Consider the following 26992-nt stretch of genomic DNA (forward strand, 5'->3'; position numbering starts at 1 on the left):
GGACCCCTATGAACAAAGATCTGTATCTGGTCCGTCATGGACAGACGATATTCAACCTTAAACGCATTATTCAGGGATGGAGCGATTCGCCGCTCACGCAGTTGGGCTGCGAGCAGGCGGCGCGTGCCGGTATGTTCTTGCGTGCGCGTGGCGTTGAGCCCGATCACGCCTACACCTCGACGCTGCACCGCACCGAGCAGACTATCGCCAGCCTGTGGCCGGGCCTTGCCTACGAGCGTCTGGATGGTCTGCGCGAGTGGTTCTTTGGCGACTTTGAGGCCGAGCGCGTGATGCTGATGCCCGAGCGTCCGTGGCGTGACTTTTATCGTCAGTTTGGCGGTGAGGGCCAGATGCAGGTACGTGAGCGCATGGTGACGACGTTGACCGATCTTATGCGACGCCCGGACCATTCGTGCGTGCTCGCGGTGAGCCATGCCTCGGCCATCAAGGAGTTTTTGGACCACTCTAGGGGAGCGGCGGCCGACGAGCGCGAGCGCGTGCCGGGCAACTGCTCGGTTCTGCATTTTGCGTTTGACGATGCAACCGATACGTTTGAACTGGTCGAAGTCTTTACGCAGGAGGATTACGCGCGTGAGCTGGGGCTAGAGCCGCTCGTGGCGGCAGCGGGCCCGCGGCGTGGGTAGCGCGGGCGCGGCGATGCGGGTCGCCGGCGTAATTGTTTGATGCGAAAGGGGCGGGGATGCATGCACGGGCATTGCATCTCCGTCCCTTGTTTGTTTGTTTGTTTGGATGCTGGGTTTTCCAGCTTCGCGTTTGAGTTCGCTAGAACCGTGCGATCTGGTGAGTGAGCAGACCCGTCGGAACCTGCGGCGCGACGCCGCTGACCTGTGCGGCGGGGAACAGCACGGCCACGGTAAAGTTGAACGGCTCTTTGCCCGTGTAGGTGCCGGCTGCGCGGGCCTCGTCTGCCAGGAGCTGCGACGCCCCGGTCAGAGCGACGGCGTAGGCGGGGTCGTCGGCCAGTGCCGGCTCCGGTGCCTGATCGAGCATGGCTCGGATGGCGGCAACAGCGTCCTCGCGCTTGACTTCCCATATGCGATGCGTAATGCCTGCGGGATCGGTGACGGCGTAGAGCGATGCGCCCTCTTTGGCGGCGCCCAGGATGATATCCATGACGGGCGACGCCTCGTAGGCGAGCGACACGGGGCGCGGCTGCACCTTGAGCTCGGTGATTGTACGGGCGGCTGCGGCCGCATCTGCGGAAGCTGCGTCGTCGCCCGTCAGTACGCCGACCGGGCAGATCGCCACAACGCCCGTCACGCGTCCCGGCTCTCCGGAGCATTCGTACACGTAGTATGCCGCACCCGGATCCTTGAGCAGGAGCCCATCGGCAATCGCACCGCGCAGGGCGTCGTTGCCGCTCAGGATGTCGCCCATCTGCGGCAGCGCTTCGAGCACGCGATCCTGAGCCGGGCGGATGCAGGGAAACGGAAGAGCTTTCATGGACAGTCCTAACGCGCGAGTCGGTTTGTTCGCGGCTTATTATGCCCCAACTTGGCTATTCGCGCCCCAGAGCGTGTTGTCGGCGAGCGCGATCAGCACCCGCTGGCAGCGAACGATATCGGCATGGGGCACATGCTCGTTTGGCTTATGCGCGAGCGCCAACGAGCCTGGGCCATAGCTCATGCAGTTGCGGTTACCCGTCTTGCCGGCAATGACGGCAGTGTCGGTGTAGCCGGTAAAGAAGCCGACGGTCGCGTCCGCGCCTGTCACGTCATCGGCGGCACGCTTGAGCGCGGCTAGAAGGGGAGAGACCGGATCGCGCTCGATGGCGGGGCGGTCGCCTGTCACGGTATAGCTTCCATGGCAACCGGGGACTGTGGCTTCGGCGCCGGCGATGGCCTGCTCTACCATGCGCGTCGCGGCGGCCGTATCGGTCGGCGGCGTCAGGCGCATATCGACCCAGACCTTGGCGCGGTCGGGCACGACATAGGGGCGATAGCCGCCCTCGATCTGTCCAAACGTGATGGTCGAAGCCCCCAGCTCCTCATGTGCGGGCAACGCCGCAAACGCACGACGAAGCGAGCATACGACTTCGGCCATGGCGGCGACGGCATCCGCTCCCTTCCAGGGCTGGCTCGCATGCGCCGTGACGCCGGTCATCTCGATCTCGAACCACGTGCGACCCTTGTGCGCCACCTGAATCTGTCCGTCGGTGGGCTCGGTGTCCAGCACCCATTCGCGCGAGCCGACCCAGCCGGCATCGATGGCCGCCTCGGAGCCGCGCATAAAGTCCTCTTCGTCAACCGAGCAAATAAGCGAGAAGCCGCGGTGGGGCAGCTCGCCCTCTGCCGCCACGCGCTCGAGTGCGTGGACAAGTGCGGTAATGGCGCAAGCCAGGCCGCCCTTCATGTCGCAGGCGCCGCGGCCATAGAGTTTGTCGTTGCGCACGGTCGCCCCGAGTGGCGGCGTGTCCGCGTTCCAGCCATCTCCTAGGGTGACGGTATCCATATGGCAGATGTAGACGAGTCGCGCCTCGTCGCTCACACCCGGCACGGTGACCATAAGGTTGCGGCGCCCGGGGAGTACTTCGAGCTCTGCAACCTGCACGGCATCGAGCGCAGGACTATCAAGCTGCGCCAGCTGCTGTTCAATGAGCCTCTTAATGAAGTGTTCGATCTCGCCCTCATAGGCGCCCGGGTCCGAGCTATCAATCTTCACGAGCTCCTGCGTAAGCCCCCAGGCAAAGTTCTCATCAACCATATGTAACCTCACAATCAGTTTGCTTCCAAAACCGATTGTAAGCCACCTGGAAGATTCGCGACGTGTGCGTAGCAGTATTAACCGTTCGCAGGCCGAGCCATCGCGTTTGGCGTCCGGGCAGGCTCACAAACGACGCAATGGGTACGTATCCTTCATGGATGACATGCTGTGCGACATATCTGCCTTTCGGTATCACCGGATACCTCCACAGGTCTTGGCAATAATGCCGGACCTGCCCGATTCTGCGGACGATCCGCGCAGGGAGCATCTTTGTGAGCACCCGCTTGTCAAGTATTTCCTGGGCACCCCGTTACACGTGTTGGCGCGGGGCGGCTGCGGGCGTAAGGGCGGTCGCATTGTCAGGCACGTTTGGAACGGGGAGAGGCCGTTTGGCTCCGTGCGGCAGACAGAGTTTGGCCTTGATGTTGCGTCCCCGCTCTTTACCCTGCTGACCCTGGCTTCCTCGGTCTCAAATGAGCGCCTGATCATGTGCATGTATGAGATGTGCGGCACCTTTGCCGTGTGCAAGATTGCGCCTCAGGTAAAGTCGGCACTTGAGCAGGCATATGGGAGCCGGTGGGGTGACGCACGGTTGGGCTGGGAAAACGTAAAGGATACCTCGGGGAATCCAACGGACCTGTGGAAACGACCTCCCTTGATTGAGCTCTCTGAACTTACAGAGTTCGCCAATAAGATCCAGGGGATCCGCGGTGCTAAATCGTTCACGCGTGCCGCGAAATGCATTACGGGGGTTGTGGCATCGCCGCTCGAGGTCCAGGCTTCGATGCTGTTTGGCCTTACGAGGTTGCGCGGTGGCGAAGGGCTGCGCCTTACCAATAACGTTGAGATTCGCATGACGCGCAGCGCCCGCCTGATTTCGGGGCTTGATAGGCGCTACGCCGATATCTTGCTGTCAAATAAGGACGGCAGCCGAGAGTGCCTGGTTGAATGTCAAGGTAAAGCCATTCACGGATCCATAGAATCCAAGATTTCGGACTCCGATCGAACGACGGCGCTGCAAGCGATGGGATATCCTGTCGTTCTGATGACCTATGGTCAGCTGGTCGACTCCGATGCCTTCCGCGTGGTGATGGAACTCATCATGTCCTATCTCGATGTGCCGTTGAAAGACAAGACGCAGCGGCAGCAGGAGCTCGAACGGCGGCTACGTGAGGAGATTTTTATCGATTGGGCGGGAATGTAGCCGTGCGGGTGGAAAACGGTCGCGTGAGCTAGGGTTTGGTTACGAAAAGGCTTCAGTTGCTCTTTGAAATAGGCTTTAAAAACGCTACCCAGAACAAGTTATTTCGGAAAATGGACAGTCAACTTAAATTTGGCATATAGAGATCGATTTTTACCTACTAAAACCACTGATAAAGCTGTTTATCAGAGTAGGTGCGCTCAGTGATTTGGGCATGACTGTCGATTATCCGAAAAAACTTATTCTGGGTAGCGTTTTCAAAACCAGCCGGAGCAACGAAATCGGCCCCCGTTTCGCGAAAACGGGGGCCGAATGAGCTTCATTGCCTGTCTGGCAGGCTTGGCGCCGACGCTACTTGATCACGCGTACGCGATACATCGACGGAATCTGCTTGAGCGCCTCGATGGTGCTGCTGTCCAGGTGCTCGTCGGTGTCGAACATGGTGTAGGCGTTCTCGCCGGCGGACTCGTTGGTCATACGCTGCACGTTGGCGTTGTCCTTGGCCAGGATCGCCGTGATCTGGCCGATCATGTTGGGCACGTTGGCATGCAGGCAGGCAATGCGGCTTGCGGCGCGCGCCTTGCCCATGCTGCAGGCGGGGTAGTTGACGCTGTGCGCGATGTTGCCGTTCTCCAGGTAATCCTTGAGCTCGCTGATGGCCATATCGGCGCAGTTGGCCTCGGCCTCGCCGGTGCCGGCGCCCGAGTGCGTGGTGATAAACGTGTTGGGCATCTTGACCGTCTTGGGCGTGGCAAAGTCGCAGCTAAACCAGCTCAGCTTGCCCGCGCGCAGGGCTGCGTCGACGGCGTCCTCGTCAATGATGGTCTCGCGCGCGTAGTTGATGAGCACGGCGCCCGGGGCCAGCAGGTCGATCTGCTCGGTGCTGATCATGCCGATGGTGTCGGCCTTGCTGGGCACGTGCACGGTGAGGTAGTCGCAGCCGCGGCAGAGGTCCTCGAGCGTGCCCACGCGCTGCACCTCGCGGCTCAGCACCCACGCGTGCTCGACGGAAATGAACGGATCGTAGCCGTAGACGTCCATGCCCAGGTCGACGCAGGCGTTGGCGACCTTGGAACCCACGTTGCCCAGACCGATGACGCCGATGCGCTTGCCCTTGAGCTCACGGCCCACAAAGGCCTTCTTGGCCTTCTCGGCATCGACCTGAATCTCGGGGTCGTCGGCGTTGTCGCGCACCCAGTTCATCGACTGCACCACGCCGCGGCTCGAGAGCACCAGCATGCCCAGAACGAGCTCCTTGACGGCGTTGCTGTTGGCACCGGGGGAGTTAAAGACGACGACGCCCTTCTTGGCGTACTCCTCGATGGGGATGTTGTTGACACCGGCGCCGCAGCGGGCGATGGCGCGGATGCCCTCGGGCAGTTCGTAGCCGTGCAGGTCGGTGGAGCGCATCAGGATGGCGTCGGCCTCCTCGGCGGTGCCCACAAACTCGTAGCCCTCGCCAAACTCGACCTTGCCGTCTTTGGTAATATCGTCGATGGTTTTGATCTTGCGCATGAAAAACTCCTTAGCGGGTTTGTTTATAACAAGTGGTTTGAAGTGGCTGGTCGGCCCGCGGGTTGCGGGCTAGTTAGATCGCGGACTCAAACTATGCTGCGCTTCGAAGTCCTTCATGTACGAGGCCAGTGCCTGCACGTCTTCCATGGTTACAGCGTTGTAGACGCTGGCGCGCATGCCGCCCACCAGGCGATGGCCCTTGACGTTTTGAATCTGGTGCTCGGCCGCACCTGCGACAAAGGCCGCGTCGAGTTCGGCGTCGCCGGTGCGGAAGGTGACGTTGGCGATGGAGCGGCTGCCGGCCTGCGTGGTGCCATGGAACAGCTCGCTGTGCTCGAGCAGGTCATAGAGCAGGTTGGCCTTGGCCCAGTTGCGCTCGGCCATGGCGGCTAGTCCGCCGGTCTGTTCCACCCAGCGGAATACCTTGCCGCATACGTAGATGCCAAAGGTGTTGGGCGTGTTGAGCATCGAGCCCTTGGCGGCCTGGGTCTTAAGGTCCAGGTACTGCGGCGTCTGCGCAAAGGCTGGGCCATCGGCGATGAGGTCGTCGCGCACGATGACCACGGTCACGCCCGCGGCGCCGGCGTTTTTCTGTGCGCCGGCGTAAATGAGCCCGTAGTGCTCAACGTCGAGCGGCTGCGACAGAAAGCAGCTCGAGACATCGGCGACCAGCGGCACATCGCCGCAAGCGGGCAGCTCGTGGTACATGGTGCCAAAGATGGTGTTGTTCTGGCAGATGTAGACGTAGTCGAGCCCGTCGCCCGCGGCCTCGGCGGCAATGCGCGCGTTGATATTGGCCATGGTGGGAATGCTGTCGAAATTGGTGTCCTCGGAGCTCGCGAGCAGCACGGCCTCGCCGTACTTGGCGGCCTCCTTGTACGCCTTGTTGGCGAAGTTGCCGGTCACGACGTAGCCGGCGCGGCCGCGGCGCATGAGGTTCATGGGGATGCCCGCAAACTGCAGCGTGGCGCCGCCCTGCAAAAACAGGACACGGTAGTTGTCGGGGATGCTCAGCAGGCGGCGCAGGGTTGCCTCGGCGTCGTCGATGATCTGCTGGTACATGCTAGATCGATGGCTCATCTCGAGCACGGACATGCCGCAACCGCGGTAGTCCATCATCTCGTCGGCGATCTCGGCGAGCACGCTTGTAGGCAGCGCGGCCGGGCCAGCTGAGAAGTTGTGCACACGTGCCATCTTCTAGTTCCCCTCGTAGTCGTTTGAACGTTCGGGATACTTTAGCACAGTGGAGCGCCCGGCGCGACCGCATCACGGTAAAACTCGACTGCGCCGCTATGATTTACAGGATGGTTACATGGGGGGCTACTTGAGTAGTTTGAATCTACTCAAAGGGTTCTTTCGATGGTCCTCGATTGCCAGGATGCTGATGTTTCGTTGCTCAACATCCACGTGGTAGTACACGCCGTAGTGCGCGCAAAAGAAGACCCTGCAGTCAATGGGCGGAAAGGCTGCCTGATAGTAGGGGTCGTATTCTTCGCCAAAATAAGGATGCTCGGCTAGAAAGTCGATGAGGTTGCCGATTCTGGCGTAGACTCGCTCCGAAGGAATCTCGGCATAGGCATAGAGTGCCTCGTCAGTCATGACAACATCAAAAGGCTCATCAAGTTCGTCGAGCTCCGAGTAGAACTCGACGTCTGCGTTATCCAATTTCATGGCGAGCCGCCCTGATGCGATCTGCATCTGCCTTGGCCTGTTTCCACGGTCGCACACGACCGTTTACTAAGTCGTCGTAGCCACGCGTGATGGCTCGCTGGATGCGTTCTTCGCGCTCCTGAATGGCGGTTAGTGCGCGCGTCTGCTCGTCATAGGCCTCGGCATCCATGACGACAAGCGATGCCGATCCGTTTTTGGTCAGGTAGACGGGCTCTTTGGTTTGGTGGCAGCTATCCGCTATGGAACCAAAGTTGCGTTGCAGATCGGAAATAGGCTTTACGACAGGCATATGAAACTCCTTACATAGAATCATATGTATAACTCTATGTTAATTATAGTAGATGATGGGGGTTCCAACGCGAACGAGGCGCTATGCCGATGCATGCCTCTATTCACAATCGCGTCTATGCTCGAAGGATTAAGCATGACTGTCCGGTGAGACATATCGCTTTGCGGTATCCACCCCATCCATCAAGTCTGTCGTCTCGACAGCTCCAGCAACCGCAATAAACCAGATCCTCTTTTTGCCGTTCACAGAATATTTTTACCGCTCAGGGAGTTTTCGCAGCTAAAATGTTGTGCAACAAAATGTTGCTCAATGGATATGAAGCGTTTTGGCGTATGAATCAAATGTACCTATTTGATTCGTCGAGAGGCTGAACGACATGAGCATGCCCACCACCTATCGTGGTTCTATGACACGCGAGCAGTGGCTTGTTAATGAGACGCGTGTCGTTGCGCGCCTCATGGTGGACGAGAACCTTTCTGATACGAAAGAGATAATTGAAAAGGTCACCGCCCAAAATCTCTTTCAATATCCTACTGAGCGCGAGCAAAAATCTATCACCCGTGCTTGCTGCCGCCGGTTGTTGGCTCTTAGCGAAGACGAAGACGTGCGCGCGAGCCTGATTAATCTTGCTGCGCATGGCTCGCTCGAACAGCTCGCGCAGGTCAACCTGTATGCAATGATGCGCGACAACCGAGTTGTCTGGGACTTTATGACGTGCGTGATTGCCCCTAAGTTCAGCCTTTTTGATCTCTCGCTTCGAAAATCGGAAATCGTTACGTTTATCGAAGGACTTCGCGCGCAGGACGATCGCGTTGCAACGTGGTCGGATGCTACGTGCAATAAAGTGCGCCAAGTCCTCGTCAACTGTATAGAGGGCGCCGGATTGTATAGCCGCAAAACCGAGGCCCTTCGTCCGCCATTGCTCGATTTTGAGCTCGAGCGTTGCGTTCGGGCCAATGACGATGCTGCGGTTCTGCCCGCCTTTGGCATAACGGAATAGGGGTGCGAGATGACAGCAACCGAGTTGCCTTCAATCGACATGAGCTTTGAGCTCATTCGTTCCAAATTCCACGACCCTGAGTTTTTGAATTGTCGTGGCTTGGGTGGCGAGGTTCCACTCTATATCTATCCATATGCAGCTAGGCAAGAGGACCAGGTACGCGCTCTGACTCAGCAGCTAGTGGATGATAGCGCACACGAGCGCCGGATAAAAAACGACGCCCCAAACATTGTCTCGTTTGACCTGTGGAGCGTGTTTATCGGCATTTGCGAAAAACGCGGCATCTTAGAAAAGATGAGCGCCCTCGAGGAAAAACGAGGCAGCGATCACTTCTTGCAACGCATGCAGAGCCGAGTGGGGCCCGAGAAGTACCTCGAGTTCATTCACGACAACTTTATCGAGAGATACGGCGAGCCAAAACGCGGGCGCGACGTCTTGATTATCACAGGCGTTGGCAAGATTTACCCGTTCATGCGTGCCCACATCATTCTTGAGTCTATTCAGCCGGTATTTTCCGATATCCCCGTCGTTTTGTTTTATCCCGGCACCTATGACGGGCAGCAGTTAAAGCTGTTTGGCACGATTGCCGACGGCAACTACTATCGCGCGTTTAACCAACTCTAAAAACGTTTCCGGTCATCGAAAGGCATTCCCATGAAGATCAAAGATATGTTTGAGCACGATATCGACCGAAACATTAACGGTGTTATTAAGGTCGATCAGGAGGATGACGGCAGTGTCAGGCAAGAGCTGAACGAATATGTTGTGACCGACGAGCTTCGCCGCCATTTCAAGACGCTTTTCGATGTGTATGTTCGGGCCCTCGATGCTCCGACGGACAAAGTTGGCGTGTGGATTAGCGGTTCGTTTGGCTCGGGTAAATCTCACTTTCTCAAGATGCTTAGCTACCTGTTCACGAACCGTGAGGCGGCAGGTAAAACTGCGATTGAGTATATTGCTCCGCGTTTTGAAGATGACGAACTTGCCGACAAAGCAAAGCGCGCGGCGGGCGTGACGACCGACGCTATCCTCTTTAATATGGGCATCAAAAGCCCGCTCAATAAGGATGGCAGCGCGGTTGCGCGCATTTTTGCCAAGATGTATTACGAGAGCCGTGGGTTCTACGGTGCAGATTTTAAGCTCGCTCGCCTGGAGCGTCGTATTGACGACGCCGGTAAAACTCAGGAATTCCGTGCCGCATTCGAAGAGATTAATCATAGCCCCTGGGTCGATGGCCGCGAGGACTACGACTTTAACTCCGACGACGTTATCGAGGCACTCAGTCGCACGGGCGTCATGAGCAAGGACGAGGCGGAGCGCTGGTACGAAATACCGGAAAGCAATGATTTTTCAATCGACCAGCTTACCGACGATATTGCTAAATACACCAAGCGTCGAGAGCAAGAATGCGGCGGCTCATATCGCATGATCTTTATGGCCGACGAGATGAGCCAGTTTATCGCGAGCGATACCGAGCTTATGCTGAACCTGCAGAGCATCGTCGAGGCGCTGGGCACCAAGTGTGGCGGACGCGTATGGGTTATGGTTACCGGACAGCAGGCGATTGATCAAATTACCAAGGTTAAGGGCAGCGACTTCTCCAAGATTCAGGACCGCTTTAATACGCGTTTATCTTTGAGCAGCTCGTGCGCCGATGAAGTCATTCGTCGCCGCATTTTGGCGAAAAATCAGGATGCGAACGACTTGCTGAAGGCTGAGTATCAGGAGCGCTCGGCGGTCCTCAACAACTTGTATAGCTTTAAGGATGCGGCGGCCGATCTAATTGGCTACGAGGGCGCCGAAGACTTCGCCAGCACGTATCCGTTTGCTGATTACCAGTTTAAGCTCATTCAAAAAATCATGGATGAGCTGCGCAATCACGGCGCGTCCGGAAAAAACAGCTCAAGCGCCGAGCGTTCCATGCTGAGTGGCTTTCAAGACTCCGCTCGATGCATAGAGGATAAGGACCAGAATGCCCTGGTTCCGCTTTGGCGTTTCTACAATACGATCTCGACGTCGCTCGAGGACTATCATCGTCGTGTAGTTCTTCGAGCGGCGGATGCCGCCCAAAAGGGGCAGGGTCTTGAGGAATGCGACATTCCGGTACTCAAACTGCTTTTCTTGATCCTGTATGTCGATAAGGACATGCCGGCAAACGTTGAAAACTTGATCACCCTAATGACCGACGACGTCCGCACCGACCGCATTGTCGTTCGCGAACAGATTTCGCAGTCCTTGGAGCGTTTAGTGCGCCAAAACTATGTGGCTCGTAATGGCGAAACGTATAAGTACCTGACCGACGAAGAGCAGGAGATAGCCCAGCAGATTTCGCGCGTGCAGCCGGACGCTACGAAGATTACGTCCAAGGCCGCGCAGATTATGTTTAGGCAGGTCTTCGAAAACGCTAAGGTGTCGGTCGGTAAAAACGTTTTTGATGTCGAGGAATATCTGGACGACACCCGTTATAACAGCGCATCGGGGCTGGCGCTGCGCGTGATTTCTGGCGTGGATGGCACCCCGATCCCTTCGCGCGAGGACCTGCTCCTTAGCTCTAGCAGGGGAGAAGCCATTGTAGTGCTCGATTCCCAGCAAGACTACTACGACTGCCTGTATCAGTCGGCATGTATTGAGCAATACCTCAATAGCCGTCAGGCAGACAATCGCAGCGAAGTGGTGGCTTCGATTTTGCGTGGCAAGCAGGAAGAGCGCGTCGCTCTGGATAAGCGTGCAGAGGAGCTTATGCGCCAGGCGGTGCTGCATGGAACGTTTTATGTCTATGGCGGTGAGTATTCTCCGGTCAAATCGGCGTCTGCCAAGAATATGATCGAGGACTGCGTGCGCCAGCTTGTCTCTGTTACGTACAGCAAACTGCCACTTATCGATAAAAACTACGACAGCGATATGCAGATCAAGCAGATTTTAACTGCGTACACTCCGGCAATGAATGGGCAAGAGCCCAATGCCGGGGCCATCGAAGCGGTTATGCGTTTGCTGGAAGCTCGCGCCGCCCAACATATGCAGGTAACAATGAGCGAGCTGCTCGAGACGTACCATGCGAAGCCTTATGGTTGGGCGGAGATTGACATTGCCGCCGTGGTCGCAACGCTGCTAGCGCAAAAGCGCGCTCGCCTGCTCTGCGCGGGGCAAGCGATTGATCTTAGGGATTCCAAGATTCTTGATTATCTGCGTAAGGCTGCTAAGGCACGACAGGCTGTTGTTGAGGCACGCCAACAGCTTTCTCGGGCAGCCATATCCAAGGCGCGACAGGCTGTAGAAGAGTTGAGCGGCAATCATACTCTGCCGCTCGAAGAGGACAGCCTTGCCGAGGCATGTCGCGGGGAGCTTGAAAAGCGCCGCGATAGCTTGGCGAGTCTCCTTTCGGTCAAGTACCAGCGTAACCCCGATTACCCGGGCTATGAGGAGGTCGTGAATGCAAAGAACCTTATCGAGGGCCTATTGCAGAGCGGCTGCGATGCCGTCGACCTAATTATGGCGATCGCCGCAAAAGAGAACGAGCTGCGAGATGCGGCTGAAGATCTCGAGGATATTGACGAGTTTTTCGACAGCAAGGTGACTGTATTCGACGGTGCCTGCGAGATATTCAAGCAAATGGAGAGTGAGCGCGATTATTTTGAGGGCGCTTCGGAAACGCTGGATGCGCTTTCTGTCATTAGGGAAGCAGTTAAGCAGCCGAGTCTGAGTCTGCAGTTCCAAAAGCTATCCGAGGCAAACCTAAGGGTGAGGGCTGCCTACAAGGAGCTTTTGGACCAAAAGCGCATCTCCATGCTCAATTCTGTTGAAGAGCGCTATGGGGATATCGAAGTGTATGCCCAAAACAAGGGCGTCGCCCTGGCGCGCATCGGGGAGACCCACAGCGCTCGAAAAGATGAGGTGCATAATGCGACAACGCTGACCGCCCTGGATGCGGTGCCGGCCAAGCTCGATCGCGCTCAGACGGCACTGTACAGAATGATCGATGAAGCCTATGAAGAGGCGAATCGTCCCAAACCGGCAAATACGAGCGTGACGGTAACGATCGATCATTCGGGGATCGCTGCGCCTGGCCTGCCGAATGAGCCCCAATCTGTGCCGGCACCTCGGCGACGTGTTAAATCGGTGAGCCGCAGCATGGTCTTTAGGCCGCTGGAGCTGAGCTCGCAACAGCAGATCGATGACTATTTGGATGCCGCGCGCAAAGAGCTACTGCGAAGCCTTGAGGGTAATGACGCCATCCGTTTGGGCTAAGGGAGAAACATGGATACGAAAGATCTCGAAAAGTTCTGCCCTTGGGCACGCATCCGCTTAATTGACGAGGTGCGCCAGCGTTGCTATGCCTACGGACTCGACGACGCAGGGCGTGAAGAATTCAATCGCGATGCAACCATCGTTAAAGGCACGGTGCTCTCTGCGCTCGAGCGTTCGCAACGTTCGGAGCTATATCGCCGCATAGAGCATGACGGCTATGCGCGCTTTTGCGAGGAAATGGCCTATACCTGGTTTAATCGCTTTGCTGCAATACGCTATATGGAAGTGCGAGGCTATCTACCCTGTGGCGTGCGCATGCTAAGTTCATATTGCGAAACCTCGGAGTACGATAGTTTTTCGCCAGACTGCTTGCGTATGCCGACGGAGCTTGATCTGCCGGGCTTAGAGCGCGATCGCGTGTTTGACCTTGTCGCGGCGGCAGATGATGAGGCGCTGTTCCGTCTCATTTTGGTGGCGCAGATGAACGAGCTCGCCGAGTGCTTGCCCGCCATCTTTGGCCGCGTGGGCACAGCGGATGCGTTACTGCTTCCGACAAGGCTTTTGGACCGCGGTGAAGAAGGCGTACTGTGCGCTCTAGTCGAACGGATTGAACGCAGCACGTGGGAAAACGTCGAGTCCTTGGGTTGGATGTATCAGTTCTACAATTCCGAGGTCAAAGACGCATTCTTTAAATCTAAGGCCAAGGAGACGCCGGACACCATCGGTCCTGCCACACAACTGTTTACGCCCAACTGGATCGTACGCTACATGGTGCAGAACTCGCTGGGGCGTTTGTGGATGCTGAACAACCCGGGAAGTCCCCTGCGTGATGAAATGGAGTACTACATCGAGCCCGATGCGGAGCACGAGGACTTCATTAAAATCGAGAGTCCCGAGGATATTTCGCTGTGCGACCCGGCTTGTGGATCGGGCCATATTCTCGTTTACGCCTTTGAACTTTTGGCAAAGATGTATTTAGAGCGCGAATACCGTATGCGCGACATTCCCGGACTCATTCTATCCAAGAACCTCCATGGTATGGAAATTGACCCTCGCGCTGCCCAGATTGCAGGGCTTGCGTTGGCCATGTGTGCCCGAGAGATGGATAGGCGTTTCTTTGGCCGTGGGGTTCAGGCGGATGTTGCCGTGCTCGAGCCGGTTATGCTTGAGGAGGATGATATTCCGCACGGCGTCGCGCTTGCCAAGAAGAAGGATCTCATCGATGCCCTATCGCATCTGGACGAGGTCGGCTCGCTGCTCGCTCCAAGTGAGGGCGACCTTGCCGCACTGCGTGAGGCGATCGAACTCATCGGCACCGATGGTCTGTTTGACGGTAGTTCTAAAAATAAACTGGAATGTGCTCTTAAGACCTGCGAGATCCTCGCTCGCCGCCACGACTGTGTGGTGGCCAACCCGCCCTACATGGGCAGCTCCAGCTTCGGCCCCTTCATGTCCAAGTGGGTCAAGAAGAACTATCCCGACGTCAAGAGCGACCTGTTCTCCAGTTTTGTCGTTCGCATGTTCAATCTCGCCAAGGACCACGGCGAGTGCGGCGTCATGTCGCCTTTCGTTTGGATGTTTATCGGAAGCTACGAGAAGCTTCGCAACGAGATTATCGACAACAGAACGCTAACTTCTCTCATCCAACTTGAGTACTCGGGCTTCGCTGGCGCGACTGTGCCCATTTGCACCTACACGTTCCATAACTCATTCATCAAGGGCTACAAGGGCGGCTATGTGCGCCTTTCTGACTTTGTTGGCGCGGCCGTCCAGGCCCCCAAGGCCCTCGAGGCGATCGGCAACCCTGACTGCGGCTGGTTCTACCGCCGCGACGCCGAGACCTTCAAGCAGATCCCCGGCATCCCCATAGCCTACTGGGCTAGCGACGCGCTTCTGGATGCGTTTGAAAACGCAAAGCAACTCAGTGAGTACGGAAAACCGCGTCAAGGGCTTGCTACTGGTGAAAACGCTCGTTTCGTTCGCGAGTGGTGGGAAGTCGATGGTTGTAAGAGCGCCTACTCCTGTGGGTCTATTCAAGAGTCGATTGAAAGCGCTTGTAAATGGTTCCCCTACAACAAGGGTGGCGATTTTCGTAAATGGTACGGAAATAATAGCGCAGTTGTTAACTGGGAGAATGACGGATGGGAGATTCGTAATTACAAAGACCAGAATGGTAAATTGCTTTCCAGGCCACAGAATACAAACTGCTTCTTTAGTCCATCGATTACCTGGTCGAAGATTTCGAGTGGGTCTATTGCATTTCGCTTTAAGCCTGCTGGCCATGTGTTTGATGTGGCGGGTACAAGCGTTTTTAGCGATCAGAAATCACTCAAGTATCTTCAGGGAGCTTGTAACAGTTCTGTGATTATGCGCGTCGCGAGCATGCTTTCGGCGACGCTCAATTTCGAGGTAGGCCAAATCGCAACCTACCCGATTATTCAGAACGAAGAGCAGAAGCCGTTGGTCAACAATATGGTTGACTCGTGCCGCGAATTATCAAAAGCCGACTGGGACTCGTTTGAAACCTCTTGGGATTTCAAGCGCCATCCGCTGGTGTAGGTGTTTGCTGTGTCTACTGCCCTTATTTCTAAATATAAAAAATCAATTAGGGATTCAGCAATCTGGTCGTCTGAAGAAGTATCTATTATTTGGGATTTTTACGTTACCAAATCGGTCGCTACTTCTGCATCCCAGCAAAGAGCTGCTAAGGATTTCGGATTAAAAGAAATGCCGTTTGATACTCTTCTCGACTATTCCGGCGTTTTGGCGGAGAAGCGGGAAATGTTGATGGCTGACAGAATTGATGGCGTCCTAAAAGAATATGGATTTGTTTATATGGGCAAGGATCCCAATACTAAAGAGGTCGTCGAAATTCCTATTGAAATCGATAGCCCACGCCTGGTGTGCATGCAGCCGTATTCAATAACCGATAGAAATAAACCCGTTGCAAAGGGCGGAGGCAAGGGTGTGACCTTGCTGACCCATATGAGGAATTCGCTTGCCCATGGGTGTACCTATTTTTTTGACAATGGAAATATGCTGCTAGAAGACAGGGCTGCCGGTTCGAGCGGAAAAACGACAGCAATGATATTGCTACCGCAATCCTCTTTTCTCGATTGGATAAAAATCATCGATATCGATGGCAAGTATTATTTCCCAAATATCGCTAGAGGTGACTACCGAACCTTGGTAGTGCGATCAAAGCCCAAAAAACATGAGTAGATTGCATCCGAGATTCATTGAGCCGTTTTTGCATCGCTTTTGGATTTCCACAAGTTTCAAATCGGATTTCTTCATCCGATATTAATTTCTGCGGCGAATAGCATCTTGTGAAATGGCTTATCAACGATTTTGATGGTTTGGGGAAATTCATGTCAATCTTACTTTCCGATAAATACGAGGCTCGCAAGGCCGAGGTCAATGCTCGCTTTGAGCAGCTTCGCGCCAACGAGGAGGAACTCAACCGGATCTTTGCCAAGATCTACAACATGGAGGGAGAGGTGCCTATCGAGGTCGAGGACAAGTACGTCTCGGTGGCGCGCATCTTCGATACGGCAGAAGAGATTCCGGAGAGCTACAAGGGCAACAAGTACGTGCGCACCAAGCGCGACGAGATCACCTCGCTCATAAGCTATGCCGTGGGCTGCATGTTTGGCCGCTATTCGCTCGATGTCGATGGTCTGGTGCTGGCGGATCAAGGCGCCACCGTGGCCGATTATCTGGCCAAGATGCCCGATCCCGCGCACGTGACGTTTATGCCCGATGGCGACAACGTGCTGCCCATTACCGACGACGAGTACTTTGACGACGACATCGTGCGTTACTTTATCGACTTTGTGCGCACCGTGTATGGCGAGGAGACGCTCGAGCAGAACCTGTCCTTTATTGCCGAGGCACTCGGCGGCAAGGGCACCTCGTGCGAGGTCATCCGTACCTACTTTTTGAAGGACTTCTTTAAGGACCACTGCCAGACCTACAAGAAACGTCCTATCTACTGGCTGTTCGATTCGGGCAAGAAGGGCGGCTTTAGGGCGTTGGTCTACATGCATCGCTATCGCCCTGATTTGTTGGCGCTGATTCGTACGAGTTATATCCATCCTCAGCAAGAACGTTATCGCAATCGGCTGATGTGGATTGCCGACCAGATGGAGGTGAGCGACAGCCGTGATCGTGCTCGTCTCGCTAAGGAGCAAAAGCGCATAAGCGACCAGGCTGCCGAGCTCGTGAGCTACGAGGAGAAGGTCCACCACCTTGCAGACCAAATGATTGAGATTGATTTGGATGACGGCGTTAAGGTTAATTACGCCAAGTTCCAGGACGTTCTCGCCAAAATCAAATAGCCGTCTGTGTGTCAGAAGTTGAAAGAGCCGCTATGGGATCATTGGTAAACAACAATCAGATCATTCGAATCGATAGTAATCTTCTGCTCGATCCAACCATGTGCGATGCGTACATGGACGGCGCCTACCTATGTTTGACCCCCAATGAGTTCAACATCTTGTTTTGTATGGCTCAAAAACCGGGTCATGCATTTTCTCGCCAAGAGCTGTTTGTTGCGGCATTTGGCCACGATGACCCTAAGTCGCATCGAGTGCTCGATAGCCATATCAAGAACATTCGCAAGAAACTGAAAGAAGATGCCCGCAACGCTCGTTGGCTTAAGGGCGTTCACGGTTATGGCTATCGTCTCGATTTTGCTCCAGGATTTGAGCCTGAGGTGAGCGTTGGTGAGGGCGGGCGTGTATTTCGTTCTGCGCATGGCGACCGTGTGCTTGTCGTTGATTCTGAGAACCGTATTGTTCAGCTCGATGGCGAGGAGCTTGCGCTTACGCCAAATGAGTACAGTGTCTTGAATGCATTTACAACCAGGCCAGGCGTCGAGGTTTCAAACGAGGAGCTGTCGCAGATTTCTATGGGCATTGGCTTTGCCGAGTCGAAGAGGGCTCTTGCAACACATGTCAAAAACCTCCGCAAGAAGCTGGGGGAGGAGATAAAGAATCCTCTTTGGATCGCAACGGTGTACGGGTTTGGGTATCGATTTTTGGGTGCCGAAGAAACTCCCGAGCCGCATGAAGAGCAAATACTAGATGACTCCCTAGTCGAGCTTTCCGAACAGCTGCAAATGGCATTTGATACAACGTCCGGTTCCATTCTTTTATGGCATGACGTTGGCGGTGCATACGCGGATGTTGTTGAGCGGCTATTGTTGCCTGACGATGTTGTGCTGATTCGCGAGGATGCTGTTAACAAATTTGAGACCATCCGAGCCGTTAACGAACTCGGCTTCGATGAACGAGCGCTGTTCTATCGGTCATCACCGTGCGTTGTCGATGCGAACGATTGGTTTGCGGACGTTGAAGCGAGTGCTGAGAGCTTTGTCCCCGAGACGCAAAGTGATCTGGTCGAAGCCCGAGAAAACGTTATTGAAGATGATGAATGCGGGCCGGCCGCGGCGGCTCCGCGCGTTGCTGTGGCTGAAGACGTACATCCCCAGCCGTTCCATGGCGAGCGTGTTGATACCGGATCTGAAGGCGCCATGGCCAGTGAGCCAACTCTTCCCAAGCTTGATGAGGATTGGTACCTGCTTTCCCAGTTTGCGGAGCTGGCGGGATGCTCGCCCGACGAAACGCTCAAGGTAGAATTGTTTGCCTATCAAACGGGGTTCACGCTTTACGCTGACTGTGCCTGCAGAGGTAGGGGTGTAAGCCAGACAGATTTCTACCTGTCTTTGATGCACGGAGCCATCGTCGAGCACGATAGCCTGCCTCAATCCATGTTGAACTGTATGTCCTTTAAAAACATGGTCTATCGAGCCATTAGGTCGGGCGACTTACTTGACTACGATGAGTCGAGCTGGATTACACGCGATGGTCTTGATGAGCTTGATATTAGGGATGCCGATTTGCGCAGCTTTGCATTGGATGCCATCGAGCGTGGCGCTGAGGACGATACGCCCTACTTTACCGTGCCGTCGCTCAGGCGCTGCGCATCCGATTTGCCCTTACTCGAGTATGGTCTATCCGATACATTTTACGAAAGCGCCCTCTTGTCGCAGGAGGACTTGCTGGGCCACGGAAACCTTGTGGGCATTAAGCTCTTTGCGCCACGCGGCCATCCCATGAAGGGCCGTGATTTTATCCAGGCGGTGGTGGCGCGCGAGATATCGATCGATATCGACGATCTTGTCGACTTGCTTTCGGAAGAGTACGGCGTAGTGGTTCCGCGTGCGCAGCTCATCCAGATAATCCGTAAGTCGGACTTGTTTTATTCGAGTGCCAGCGAGCGAGTATTTGTTAGTCATGACCAGTTTGTACTAGAAGTGGAGTAAGACAATGGAAATGGAAAAGTTCATCAAGACAGGCATTGCCGAGGGTTGGGTTCGCGAAACCGGCAATAGCGAGCGCAAGTTTATTGGTGGCCAGAACCAGGATTGTCCGATTTACGAGGTGCGCGTCGATAAGCTGCACTTTAATGTGCAGAACGGGCGAATTGCTACGTTCATTTCGCGCTATCAGGCGGAGCATCCCGAAGGTTTGCCCCAGGATCAAACGGAACTCGATAACCTTATTGCTGATATGGTCGAGGCCGATAACCCCAAGCATCTTAAGACGACCATGTTGGATATTAAAAACAAGGGCCAACAACAATCTGCGATCATTCTGACCAACGGCGTTGTCATTGACGGTAACCGTCGTTTTACCTGCTTACGTAAGTTGTCTGCTGCCGAAAACACCCTTCGCATGCTGCGTTGCTGTGTGTTCCCCGATACCTATGACGAGAACGCCATTAAGGGTCTTGAGCTCGAGATTCAGCTGGGCGAGGACACCAAACAGGAATATGATGCCATCTCTCGTCTGGTCGATATCGATAGGTGGGTCAACGAAGGACGTATGACGGCAGAAGAATATGCCAAGCATGCCAATATGAAGCAGAGCAAAATGAAGAGCTGCCTCGCTCAAATTGATATGTTGAAAGATTTCCTTGAGTTTTGTGAAGCTCCCGGGGCATTTCATATTGCTCAGGACCTTAAGCTGCAAGGCCCTATCGAGGCGCTTACGAACGGGCTCGTGAAGGTCAAGAACAAGGACAAGCGAGAAGAAATTAAAAACGCAGTGTTTGTTAATTTAATGTGCCAGACATTCGGCGACGCGACGCGTGGGGTTCGCGAGTTCATCGATAATCTGATTGCTGACGACAAACTGCGCGAAGAGCAGCTGGATTATGCCGTTGAGGTTTTGGAAAGGCTTGCGGAAAAGCCCAGCGATGTAATCGTTACCACGGAATATCTTCGTGATAAGTATGGCTCTGATACCCGCTTGAAAGAGGGAATGAAGGCGTCTAGAAATGTAGCGCGCGCTAAGGCCGGCAATCGTAAGATCAAAAACGGACAGGTGCGCGCCGTTCGCAATGCGCTCTCGGATGTTAACGATGTTGACGTGGAAATACTGCACAAACTGGAGCCCGAGCAACTTGCTGATATGCAGGATGGGCTGCAGTCTCTTCTTGAGAAAGCCCAGGAAGTTCTCGATGCCGTCCAAAAGACTCTAGAAGGCTAAGCAATGCGCCTGTATCAGCGAAACGGACAAATCTATCTTGATCCTGATCCTCTTGATGCCGACTCCCTTCGTCGCAATGCTCGCTTTAAGATGACCTGCAGGGCATACGTCAGGTGTGTCGTCCAGGGCCACATTTTGCTCGAAGAGATCGGCAACTATACGGAGTTCGAAAAGATTGTTGGCAAGCTATCGAAGGTTGCCAGCCGTCTTGGTGTGGCGCTATCGGTGGATGAGGACCTTCAGGACGGCTTTACGCAGATTCGCGAACTTGCCGAGCAACGTTCGCGTTTGGGAAACGAGATCAAGCGCGGCGACCACAAACACGATGCCCACCTTGCAGAGTTCTCGGAGGTCGTCGATACCGCCATGGCGCGTCCACTTAAGGATCGCCAGATGCGCGACGCGTTTTTCTTGGCAACGATGGGACGTGCAGGCAATTTCTCGGTGCCGGGGTCGGGTAAAACGGCGACCGTTCTTGGTGCGTTTGCCTTTTTGGCGGCCCGCAACATGGTCGATCGCATTATGGTCGTGTGCCCTAAAAACGCATTTGATTCCTGGGCGACGGAGTGGAGACTGTGCTTTGGTGATAAGCGGCCGCTTAGCTTGTTTACGACGCAGGACGATGCTTACCGAAAGCTTGGAAAGTCTGACCGTCGGAGCTATATTCGCGCTCGTGTGGGCGGTTGCAATTTGCTGCTTGTGAATTACGAGGCGGCTATTGGCGTTGCTGAGGAGCTCAGCAAGGTCGCTGGAGAGCGCACGCTTTTGGTGTTCGACGAAATCCATCGCGTTAAGCGCGTTGGCGGAAAGCAAGCTAACGCCGCTCTCGTGGTTTCCAAGAGTGCTCCCTATACGTTTGCCCTGACGGGCACGCCAATTCCTAACGGATATATCGATATTTACAATATGTTGCACATTCTGTATCCGCGGGAGTATGACAACTTTTTTGGCTTTGAGAAAAGCGAGCTCAAAAACGCCGAGGACTCGGACATTGAGCTCGTGAACAACAAGTTGCAGCCATTTTATTGCCGTACGACTAAGGATGACCTAGGCGTCCCGAGGGCCGAGCCCGACGAGCTTATCAAGGTGTCGTCTGGCGAGCGTACGGATCTACTGCTCGGCGTTATTAAAAACCGTTACCGTCGCAACAAGCTGACCTTGATGCTGCGTGTGCTGCAGATGGAAAACGATCCGATCGACCTGCTCGAAACGCTTAATCCCGAAGACTATCGTTGGATTATCGAAGAAGACGAGGAGACCGGCGAGGTCGATGCCGTCGACTACTCCGATAAGATCGTGGGCATGATTCGATCTGCCGGGGCATCGAGCAAACGTGCTCGTTGCTGCTCTCTGATTGGCGACTTGGTGGCACAGGGGCGCTCGGTTATCGTCTGGTGCATTTTCATCAAGAGCATGTCCGATCTTCAGCGCGGTCTGGCTGATATGGGGATTGAGGCGCGTACGATTAACGGCCAGGATGACCTTGTCTGTCGTTCGGCAGACCTGGATGACTTTAGGGCTGGCAAGTTTCCCGTACTCATCACCAATCCTCATACGCTTGCCGAGTCTGTCTCGCTGCATTCGATTTGTCACGATGCCGTGTACTACGAGTACAGCTTTAATCTGGTCCATTTGCTGCAGTCCCGCGATCGAATCCACCGTTTGGGCCTGCCGCAAGATCAGCAGACAAGGTACTACTACCTTTCGGAAGATTACGACCTTGGAAAACCCGATCCGTGGTCGCTTGACGAGGAAATATATACTCGTCTGCGCGAAAAAGAGAACACCATGCTCAGGTGTATTGATTCCGAAATACTGGAGACGCAGCCTACCTCTCAAGAGGATTTGGATGCTATTTTTGCCGGTTTGTTTGATGACTAGTTTTGAGAGTTTGCCATGAAGCTTGCAGATATTACATCCGAGCTGCTGCATTTGTTTGCAGGTCAGAACGCCGATTGCGGGGGCGCCATTGTTGTATGGCATGATCCGTCCGGTGAATTTGAGGATGTGATTGCAGATTTGGAGCTGCCGGGCGTCACCGTTCTCGTTGATCGCGAGGGTGGTCGGTTTGCTATCAAGCGTAAGCTCAATGGCGACTTGGGCGGACGTAAGGTGCTTATATATCGTCGCTCCGCGGGGGAGCCGTCTGGCGATTGGCTGGCGGATGTTGAAGCGCGTTGCGTCCCGTTTGCTGCCGACTATGTTTCTGTGCAGCTACGCGAGATCGGCGCGGTTGATTCGTATGAGATGCGCGCGGCGTTTGAGTCCCATAGAGCCTTTTTTGCCAAGCGCCGCAACGTTATAAAGCTCAATAAGTTGCTACATTCATCGAGGGAAGTCGCTGTTGAGAACGTCGATGAGCTTGAGCTTGGCATTTTGGCTACCTGCTTGGGTGTCAGCGAGCTCGATCCCGCGGCAATCGTATCAGGCTATTTGGCACTCCTGCACGAGGGCAATGCTGATCAGGTGGTTATCTTACTTACTGAATATGAGATGAATGGCTATTTCTGCGAGCTCATTCGTCATTGGTGTGGTTTTGATGGGAACGCGCTCGAGCTATCTCGTGTTCCCGAGTTGCTGGTCTACGTGTTGCTCACCGCCTGCTCACGGTCGGTGACGGGCGGATGTCTGGACGCGCTGTCGGGACGTTTCTCTTCCCAGGCTGTTCATGCCGCGTTCTGCCGCGCTTGCGTTGATTATTGGGTTCGTGGCGGTAATCGTCTATTGCTGTTGAGTATGACAACAGCGGTTGAGCGTGAGCTTGAGCTTGGAAAGATACTCGCTGACGTTGGTCTTGACTGTATTTCAGGGGCCGACGTCTTTCCCTGCATCGATGCCACCATTCTGCGCATGCTGTTTGAGCGGGTGCGTCTGTCTGTGGACGTTGCTGATGAGGTGTTGTCGGTCGTCGCCTCTCGTCGCGGATCGCTCTGGTATGAGGAACTTGCCTGCTATTATCGCGGCGTTTCGGCTGCAGCTCATATGCAGCGTTTTTATCGCGACCATGTAGAAGGTTTTGCGGGCATGGGGGCTTTGGCCCTTTGGGGTTCTTATACCAGCGATTTCTATCGCATGGACGCTTGGTACCGTGAGCTGGTGACAGAGTTCGCCGGTGCCTTTAGAGCGGGGGAGTACGAGCTCGATGAAGACTTCCGCGCCTGCTTTGAGTCGATGGAAGCTTTGTATAAAGGCTGGTTTCTTAAGGAGCTCTCTCGCCGTTGGGCAAGCGCGTCGGGCGACGCATTGGGCTTGCAGGGATATGTGAAGGATATTCCGCGTCAGGTTGATTTTGATTTGAGCTACGTTGAGCCTGCGAATCGCCGTGGAAAGCGTATTTGGGTCATCGTATCTGATGCTTTGCGCTATGAGGTTGCTGCAGAACTCGCCGAGCGTCTTGAGCGCGAGACAAAGGGTCAGTGCGAGCTTGGCGCCGTGCAAGGCGTGTTTCCTTCGATAACCAGATGCGGTATGGCTGCCTTGTTGCCTCATGGAACGATGCGTTACGAGGCATGCGGAGAGGGGGGATCGGGCTTTGGCGTGTTTGTTGATGGGGGGTGCGTCGATACTATCGATTCTCGCCAAAAGGTGATTGGCGAGCATTATGAGGGTGCTGTTGCGGTTCGCTATGACCGTTTCGTCGGCGAGATGGACCGTGCCGAACGCAAGAAGGTCGTAGGAGACGCGAGTGTTGTCTATATCTATCACGATCTCATTGATGCCATTGGTGACAAGGCCGCAACCGAGCGCAGGGCGTTTCATGCCTGCGATGAAACAATTGACGAGTTATCGGTGCTGGTCAAGCTCATCGTGCGTGAGTTTATGTCGTCTCGAATCATCATTACGGCAGATCATGGGTTTCTGTACACCGCAGAGCCGCTTGCCGAATATGATCATACGAGTGTTGCGGACGTGGCGGGCGACGTCATTGAGGCTGGACGCCGCTGGGCTGTTGCCTCGAGCGATTCTGAGTCCGATACGCTGCTTAAGGTTGCTCTACCCGCTTCTGCTGATAGCCTCGTGGGCTTTTCGCCACGTGAATGCGTGCGTTTGCGACGTCCCGGCGGAGGCGAGAACTTTGTCCATGGCGGCATATCATTGCAGGAGATGTGTGTGCCGGTTTTGACTTTTAGCAATAAGCGCGCCGGAACGCGTGGCTTTGTCGCATCGAGCCCCGTTGGCTTGTCCCTCGTTACGCAACTTGAATCCATCTCGAATACGTCTTTTTTCCTGGAGTTTCTGCAAGATGAGGCGGTGGTCGGCAAGATCCTTCCTGCGAACTATGAAGTGTTTGTTGCCGATCGCAGCGGAAACCCTGTAACCGACATTGCAAGAATCGTAGCCGATTTGACTGAAGTCGATGCGAGGGCGCGCCGCTTTAAGGTAATGCTGACGGTGCGTCCAACCGTTGAACTTGATGAACGCGCGGAGTATGCACTTTGCCTGAAAAACGCGGATAGCGGCGAAGAGCGTGTTCTTCAGACGCTGCACTTCCATGTTTATCTGGGTCGTGAATGGTAAGTGGGGGCTGAATGGGGAGGTTTCACCATGAAGATCGAAGTTGATGTGGACCAACTGCGCGAGAGTCTGCTCGATCGCGCGGGGAGTGCAGCAGGCGTGGGCTTTCCGGCTGCCATGCTCGACGTAGTGGATATCGAGGACGAGTCGCCCCAAGAGCTCCTAGCCCGAGCCGAACGCGAAGGCCTCGACCTCCGCGACTTTGCCGCGGGCGACGATACGGACGACGGCTGGTAGCCACAGCCGCCCCTTAACCTTATCCCCTCAATAACTTGCGGTGAAATAGGGACTAAATTGCGCTTTGGAGTGCATAAACAGTCCCTACATCACCGCAACTTTTTTGATTTGTGCCGTTATTAAAGTCTGTGGTAACGTTCGGGGCTCAAAAGGTGCCGCTCGCACTTGTTGCTCAACAAATGGCGTTGTCAGCTGGGCTAAGTTAATACATGTCGGCATTGGTCGCGGGACTGCTTGCCATGGGTGAACTCACTTAATTACGTGACAAGCATCCTGAATGTGGCGTTATGCGCTTTTCCGGACAAGGCCTATCGACCATTCGATTTGTCTCAGTACGAAAGGACGAGCAATGAGCAAGGAATATCTCACAATTAGGATTTACAGCACGAAAGATGCTCGGGAAGCTATTCTTGGACAAATGGCTGACAACCTGAATGCTACGTTCCAGATGGATGATGGAAAATACAAACGTCAGGTTGAGTTTTCGTGCAATAATCCTCAATTGTGCAATATTTTGGGCTCAAGTGGAGCCGACCAAGAAGGTATTGAATCTGAAGTTACGCTTTATGGTGAGGATCTGCTTTCCGAGTTTTCCGGTCGATTCTGGTCATGCCATGAGCAATTTGGCGATGTCGTGCGTCTTAATATCGGAATCGCTACTGAATGCGATTACTACGGCAATTTGATTAGCGCGGATATCGAGAAGTTTATCAGGCCTTTTTGTAACGTCTTGAAAGGCGTTTCGTGCGTTATCGATATCAATGACGGTTTCGGGAATATCGACCCGTTCTTTTATGACGGGGGAACGGGTGAGCTAACTCAGGTCAAGTTTTCGCCTGAGGATCTCCGCCATAAGGATACCGAAGGTTTTACATTTATTAGAACATCTTTCATTTTTGAATGGCGACAGGCTGTCGTTGCGGCCCTTTGCTCGCGACTATTGTTCGGAAAATGCGATCATGTCGATCCTGCTTACTTTGCATCGCTGGTTGTCGATAATGATGTCGAGAAAATAACGGATGCTGCGAAAAAGCTTAATGCCGATAATCTCCTATCCTGCATCGATCTGTATGAGCTCTATAAAAAAGGTCATTTCGATGGAGTTGCGACTGTGCTGAGGGTGACCCCTGATAAACAACCTATCAAACAGCCCGGGTTGCTGCTCGCGCACTTTGTTGCACTCGACGATATTGATAGCGTCGAAGTAATTCTTGATAAGGTCTCTATCGGCAAGCGTTCTAAAACTGGTATCTGCAAAGAGCTGCGCAAATATCCCGATAATGCCTCCAAGCAGCTTGTTATCGACCGCCTTGAGCTGCCAGAAGAGGAAGCACGCTATGACGATCCCAATTTGAGGGATCCGCTTGAGCCGGTAAAGCCCTGTGCCGGCTATTTTGAGGCCGAAACGCAGTACCTCGGTGTTCGCGTGACCCTAAAGAACGGAACGGTTCTAAAGGACGGCACGATCGACTATTGGCAGTACATAGGCGTCAAGGCGACAAAGCAGAGAAACGAAGCGCGCCAAAAGCTGTTCGGCCTCTGTAAAACCGGCAACGATGTCGTTCGCGCGCTCTGCGTAATGTTCCCCACTTCCACAGAGTGGGTCAAGACTGTTAAGACCGCCAATAGGCCGCTGGAAAAGGAAGCTTTCTGCGGCTTGCTCGGCGATGTTGCGCGGGGGTTGAAGGCAGTCGAATCCGTCGACCAGATTGACAATATCGTGGCGCTGGGAAGAACATACGGCCCAGACTTTTCGGTGACGACCGACATCGACCCGCAGCTTGACACGTTCTATGAGCCCACGTGTTTTGACGACGGCGGAGTGTCCGGCTGGAGCGCGATCGATATGTATGACGACTTTACCGAGAACGCATGGGACCTCAAGTGGGATTTCACCACAGGGGAGTGCGTTTACGACAAAGGTTAGGGCGCTGAGCGCAACGGCTCCTGTGGGATGATGCCGAGCGATTGTCTGAAGTTGCATGGGGGGTGGCAATGCGCGCCCCCCATGCTTTTCGAGTTCGCTGAAATCGGCCTGT

20 protein-coding genes are annotated in these 26992 nt (G+C 54.6%); 14 read left to right on the forward strand and 6 right to left on the reverse strand.

Annotated elements, in window-relative coordinates:
* Nucleotides 1-8 precede the first annotated feature (8 nt).
* Nucleotides 9-644 (forward strand): histidine phosphatase family protein, encoded by a 636-nt coding sequence (locus ACTQV3_RS00990; RefSeq protein WP_441048236.1) that lies wholly within the window; start codon nt 9-11, stop codon nt 642-644.
* A 139-nt stretch (nt 645-783) separates the two neighbouring features.
* On the opposite strand, the gene ACTQV3_RS00995 is transcribed toward ACTQV3_RS00990, so the two are convergent.
* Together ACTQV3_RS00995 and ACTQV3_RS01000 are read right to left on the reverse strand one after the other, a co-directional pair.
* Nucleotides 784-1464, reverse strand: a complete 681-nt coding sequence (locus tag ACTQV3_RS00995) for a DUF1015 family protein (RefSeq protein WP_441068360.1) — start codon at nt 1462-1464, stop codon at nt 784-786.
* A 39-nt stretch (nt 1465-1503) separates the two neighbouring features.
* Nucleotides 1504-2724 carry a M20 family metallopeptidase gene (locus tag ACTQV3_RS01000; protein ID WP_441068358.1) on the reverse strand — a complete coding sequence of 407 codons (1221 nt, stop codon included), beginning with the start codon at nt 2722-2724 and terminating at the stop codon, nt 1504-1506.
* A gap of 223 nt (nt 2725-2947) precedes the next feature.
* Here ACTQV3_RS01000 and ACTQV3_RS01005 point away from each other — a divergent pair, with 223 nt between their 5' ends.
* Nucleotides 2948-3928 carry a hypothetical protein gene (locus ACTQV3_RS01005; RefSeq protein ID WP_441562905.1) on the forward strand — a complete coding sequence of 327 codons (981 nt, stop codon included), beginning with the start codon at nt 2948-2950 and terminating at the stop codon, nt 3926-3928.
* A gap of 348 nt (nt 3929-4276) precedes the next feature.
* Here the strand turns inward: ACTQV3_RS01005 and ACTQV3_RS01010 are convergent, their stop codons facing one another.
* The 4 genes from ACTQV3_RS01010 to ACTQV3_RS01025 all read right to left on the reverse strand — a co-directional run bounded on the left by ACTQV3_RS01010 (nt 4277) and on the right by ACTQV3_RS01025 (nt 7400).
* Entirely contained in the window at nt 4277-5440 is a 1164-nt protein-coding gene (locus ACTQV3_RS01010) for a phosphoglycerate dehydrogenase (protein ID WP_154515718.1), read from the reverse strand.
* Between the two features lie 69 nt (nt 5441-5509).
* A complete protein-coding gene (gene serC, locus ACTQV3_RS01015; RefSeq protein ID WP_441535691.1) occupies nt 5510-6634 on the reverse strand; it encodes a 3-phosphoserine/phosphohydroxythreonine transaminase in 1125 nt (374 codons plus the stop codon).
* Nucleotides 6635-6760: 126 nt separating this feature from the next.
* Complete coding sequence (locus ACTQV3_RS01020) at nt 6761-7111, reverse strand: type II toxin-antitoxin system RelE/ParE family toxin (RefSeq protein ID WP_441535692.1); 351 nt, start codon at nt 7109-7111, stop codon at nt 6761-6763.
* Nucleotides 7098-7400: a type II toxin-antitoxin system Phd/YefM family antitoxin gene (locus tag ACTQV3_RS01025; RefSeq protein WP_196032773.1), complete on the reverse strand. Its 303-nt coding sequence runs from the start codon at nt 7398-7400 to the stop codon at nt 7098-7100. The genes ACTQV3_RS01020 and ACTQV3_RS01025 overlap by 14 nt, the downstream gene beginning before the upstream one ends.
* 382 nt (nt 7401-7782) lie before the next feature.
* Here ACTQV3_RS01025 and ACTQV3_RS01030 point away from each other — a divergent pair, with 382 nt between their 5' ends.
* From ACTQV3_RS01030 to ACTQV3_RS01085, 12 genes are all read left to right on the forward strand, one after another.
* Nucleotides 7783-8400, forward strand: coding sequence for a DUF1819 family protein (locus tag ACTQV3_RS01030; RefSeq protein WP_441549790.1), 618 nt, complete (start codon nt 7783-7785; stop codon nt 8398-8400).
* 9 nt (nt 8401-8409) lie between these two features.
* Nucleotides 8410-9024, forward strand: coding sequence for a DUF1788 domain-containing protein (locus ACTQV3_RS01035; protein ID WP_441535694.1), 615 nt, complete (start codon nt 8410-8412; stop codon nt 9022-9024).
* Between the two features lie 30 nt (nt 9025-9054).
* Nucleotides 9055-12645 (forward strand): BREX system P-loop protein BrxC, encoded by a 3591-nt coding sequence (gene brxC / locus ACTQV3_RS01040; RefSeq protein WP_441535695.1) that lies wholly within the window; start codon nt 9055-9057, stop codon nt 12643-12645.
* Between the two features lie 9 nt (nt 12646-12654).
* The gene (gene pglX / locus ACTQV3_RS01045; protein WP_441535696.1) at nt 12655-15204 is read left to right on the forward strand and encodes a BREX-1 system adenine-specific DNA-methyltransferase PglX; all 2550 of its coding nucleotides are present in this window, start codon (nt 12655-12657) and stop codon (nt 15202-15204) included.
* A 9-nt stretch (nt 15205-15213) separates the two neighbouring features.
* A complete protein-coding gene (locus ACTQV3_RS01050; protein WP_147326623.1) occupies nt 15214-15867 on the forward strand; it encodes a hypothetical protein in 654 nt (217 codons plus the stop codon).
* Nucleotides 15868-16016: 149 nt separating this feature from the next.
* Nucleotides 16017-16985, forward strand: coding sequence for a hypothetical protein (locus ACTQV3_RS01055; protein WP_441535697.1), 969 nt, complete (start codon nt 16017-16019; stop codon nt 16983-16985).
* Between the two features lie 32 nt (nt 16986-17017).
* Nucleotides 17018-18973, forward strand: coding sequence for a winged helix-turn-helix domain-containing protein (locus ACTQV3_RS01060; RefSeq protein WP_441549791.1), 1956 nt, complete (start codon nt 17018-17020; stop codon nt 18971-18973).
* 4 nt (nt 18974-18977) lie between these two features.
* Nucleotides 18978-20201: a hypothetical protein gene (locus tag ACTQV3_RS01065; protein ID WP_427794337.1), complete on the forward strand. Its 1224-nt coding sequence runs from the start codon at nt 18978-18980 to the stop codon at nt 20199-20201.
* Nucleotides 20202-20204: 3 nt separating this feature from the next.
* On the forward strand, nt 20205-22082 hold the full coding sequence (locus ACTQV3_RS01070) for an SNF2-related protein (RefSeq protein WP_441535699.1): 1878 nt from the start codon (nt 20205-20207) through the stop codon (nt 22080-22082).
* A 15-nt stretch (nt 22083-22097) separates the two neighbouring features.
* The gene (gene pglZ / locus ACTQV3_RS01075) at nt 22098-24719 is read left to right on the forward strand and encodes a BREX-1 system phosphatase PglZ type A (protein ID WP_441535700.1); all 2622 of its coding nucleotides are present in this window, start codon (nt 22098-22100) and stop codon (nt 24717-24719) included.
* A gap of 27 nt (nt 24720-24746) precedes the next feature.
* Entirely contained in the window at nt 24747-24953 is a 207-nt protein-coding gene (locus ACTQV3_RS01080) for a hypothetical protein (RefSeq protein ID WP_441535701.1), read from the forward strand.
* Between the two features lie 349 nt (nt 24954-25302).
* Nucleotides 25303-26880 carry a hypothetical protein gene (locus ACTQV3_RS01085; protein WP_441535702.1) on the forward strand — a complete coding sequence of 526 codons (1578 nt, stop codon included), beginning with the start codon at nt 25303-25305 and terminating at the stop codon, nt 26878-26880.
* Nucleotides 26881-26992: the final 112 nt, after the last annotated feature.

This window comes from Collinsella sp. LCP19S3_A7, from assembly GCF_052121995.1.
Taxonomy (GTDB): Bacteria; Actinomycetota; Coriobacteriia; order Coriobacteriales; family Coriobacteriaceae; genus Collinsella.

Excerpts from the sequence above, each read along its gene's own strand:
- ACTQV3_RS00990 (WP_441048236.1), top strand. The coding sequence starts at position 9 with ATGAACAAAGATCTGTATCTGGTCCGTCATGGACAGACGATATTCAAC.
- ACTQV3_RS00995 (WP_441068360.1), bottom strand. The coding sequence starts at position 1,464 with ATGAAAGCTCTTCCGTTTCCCTGCATCCGCCCGGCTCAGGATCGCGTG.
- ACTQV3_RS01000 (WP_441068358.1), bottom strand. The coding sequence starts at position 2,724 with ATGGTTGATGAGAACTTTGCCTGGGGGCTTACGCAGGAGCTCGTGAAG.
- ACTQV3_RS01005 (WP_441562905.1), top strand. The coding sequence starts at position 2,948 with ATGCCGGACCTGCCCGATTCTGCGGACGATCCGCGCAGGGAGCATCTT.
- ACTQV3_RS01010 (WP_154515718.1), bottom strand. The coding sequence starts at position 5,440 with ATGCGCAAGATCAAAACCATCGACGATATTACCAAAGACGGCAAGGTC.
- serC (WP_441535691.1), bottom strand. The coding sequence starts at position 6,634 with ATGGCACGTGTGCACAACTTCTCAGCTGGCCCGGCCGCGCTGCCTACA.
- ACTQV3_RS01020 (WP_441535692.1), bottom strand. The coding sequence starts at position 7,111 with ATGAAATTGGATAACGCAGACGTCGAGTTCTACTCGGAGCTCGACGAA.
- ACTQV3_RS01025 (WP_196032773.1), bottom strand. The coding sequence starts at position 7,400 with ATGCCTGTCGTAAAGCCTATTTCCGATCTGCAACGCAACTTTGGTTCC.
- ACTQV3_RS01030 (WP_441549790.1), top strand. The coding sequence starts at position 7,783 with ATGCCCACCACCTATCGTGGTTCTATGACACGCGAGCAGTGGCTTGTT.
- ACTQV3_RS01035 (WP_441535694.1), top strand. The coding sequence starts at position 8,410 with ATGACAGCAACCGAGTTGCCTTCAATCGACATGAGCTTTGAGCTCATT.
- brxC (WP_441535695.1), top strand. The coding sequence starts at position 9,055 with ATGAAGATCAAAGATATGTTTGAGCACGATATCGACCGAAACATTAAC.
- pglX (WP_441535696.1), top strand. The coding sequence starts at position 12,655 with ATGGATACGAAAGATCTCGAAAAGTTCTGCCCTTGGGCACGCATCCGC.
- ACTQV3_RS01055 (WP_441535697.1), top strand. The coding sequence starts at position 16,017 with ATGTCAATCTTACTTTCCGATAAATACGAGGCTCGCAAGGCCGAGGTC.
- ACTQV3_RS01060 (WP_441549791.1), top strand. The coding sequence starts at position 17,018 with ATGGGATCATTGGTAAACAACAATCAGATCATTCGAATCGATAGTAAT.
- ACTQV3_RS01065 (WP_427794337.1), top strand. The coding sequence starts at position 18,978 with ATGGAAATGGAAAAGTTCATCAAGACAGGCATTGCCGAGGGTTGGGTT.
- ACTQV3_RS01070 (WP_441535699.1), top strand. The coding sequence starts at position 20,205 with ATGCGCCTGTATCAGCGAAACGGACAAATCTATCTTGATCCTGATCCT.
- pglZ (WP_441535700.1), top strand. The coding sequence starts at position 22,098 with ATGAAGCTTGCAGATATTACATCCGAGCTGCTGCATTTGTTTGCAGGT.
- ACTQV3_RS01080 (WP_441535701.1), top strand. The coding sequence starts at position 24,747 with ATGAAGATCGAAGTTGATGTGGACCAACTGCGCGAGAGTCTGCTCGAT.
- ACTQV3_RS01085 (WP_441535702.1), top strand. The coding sequence starts at position 25,303 with ATGAGCAAGGAATATCTCACAATTAGGATTTACAGCACGAAAGATGCT.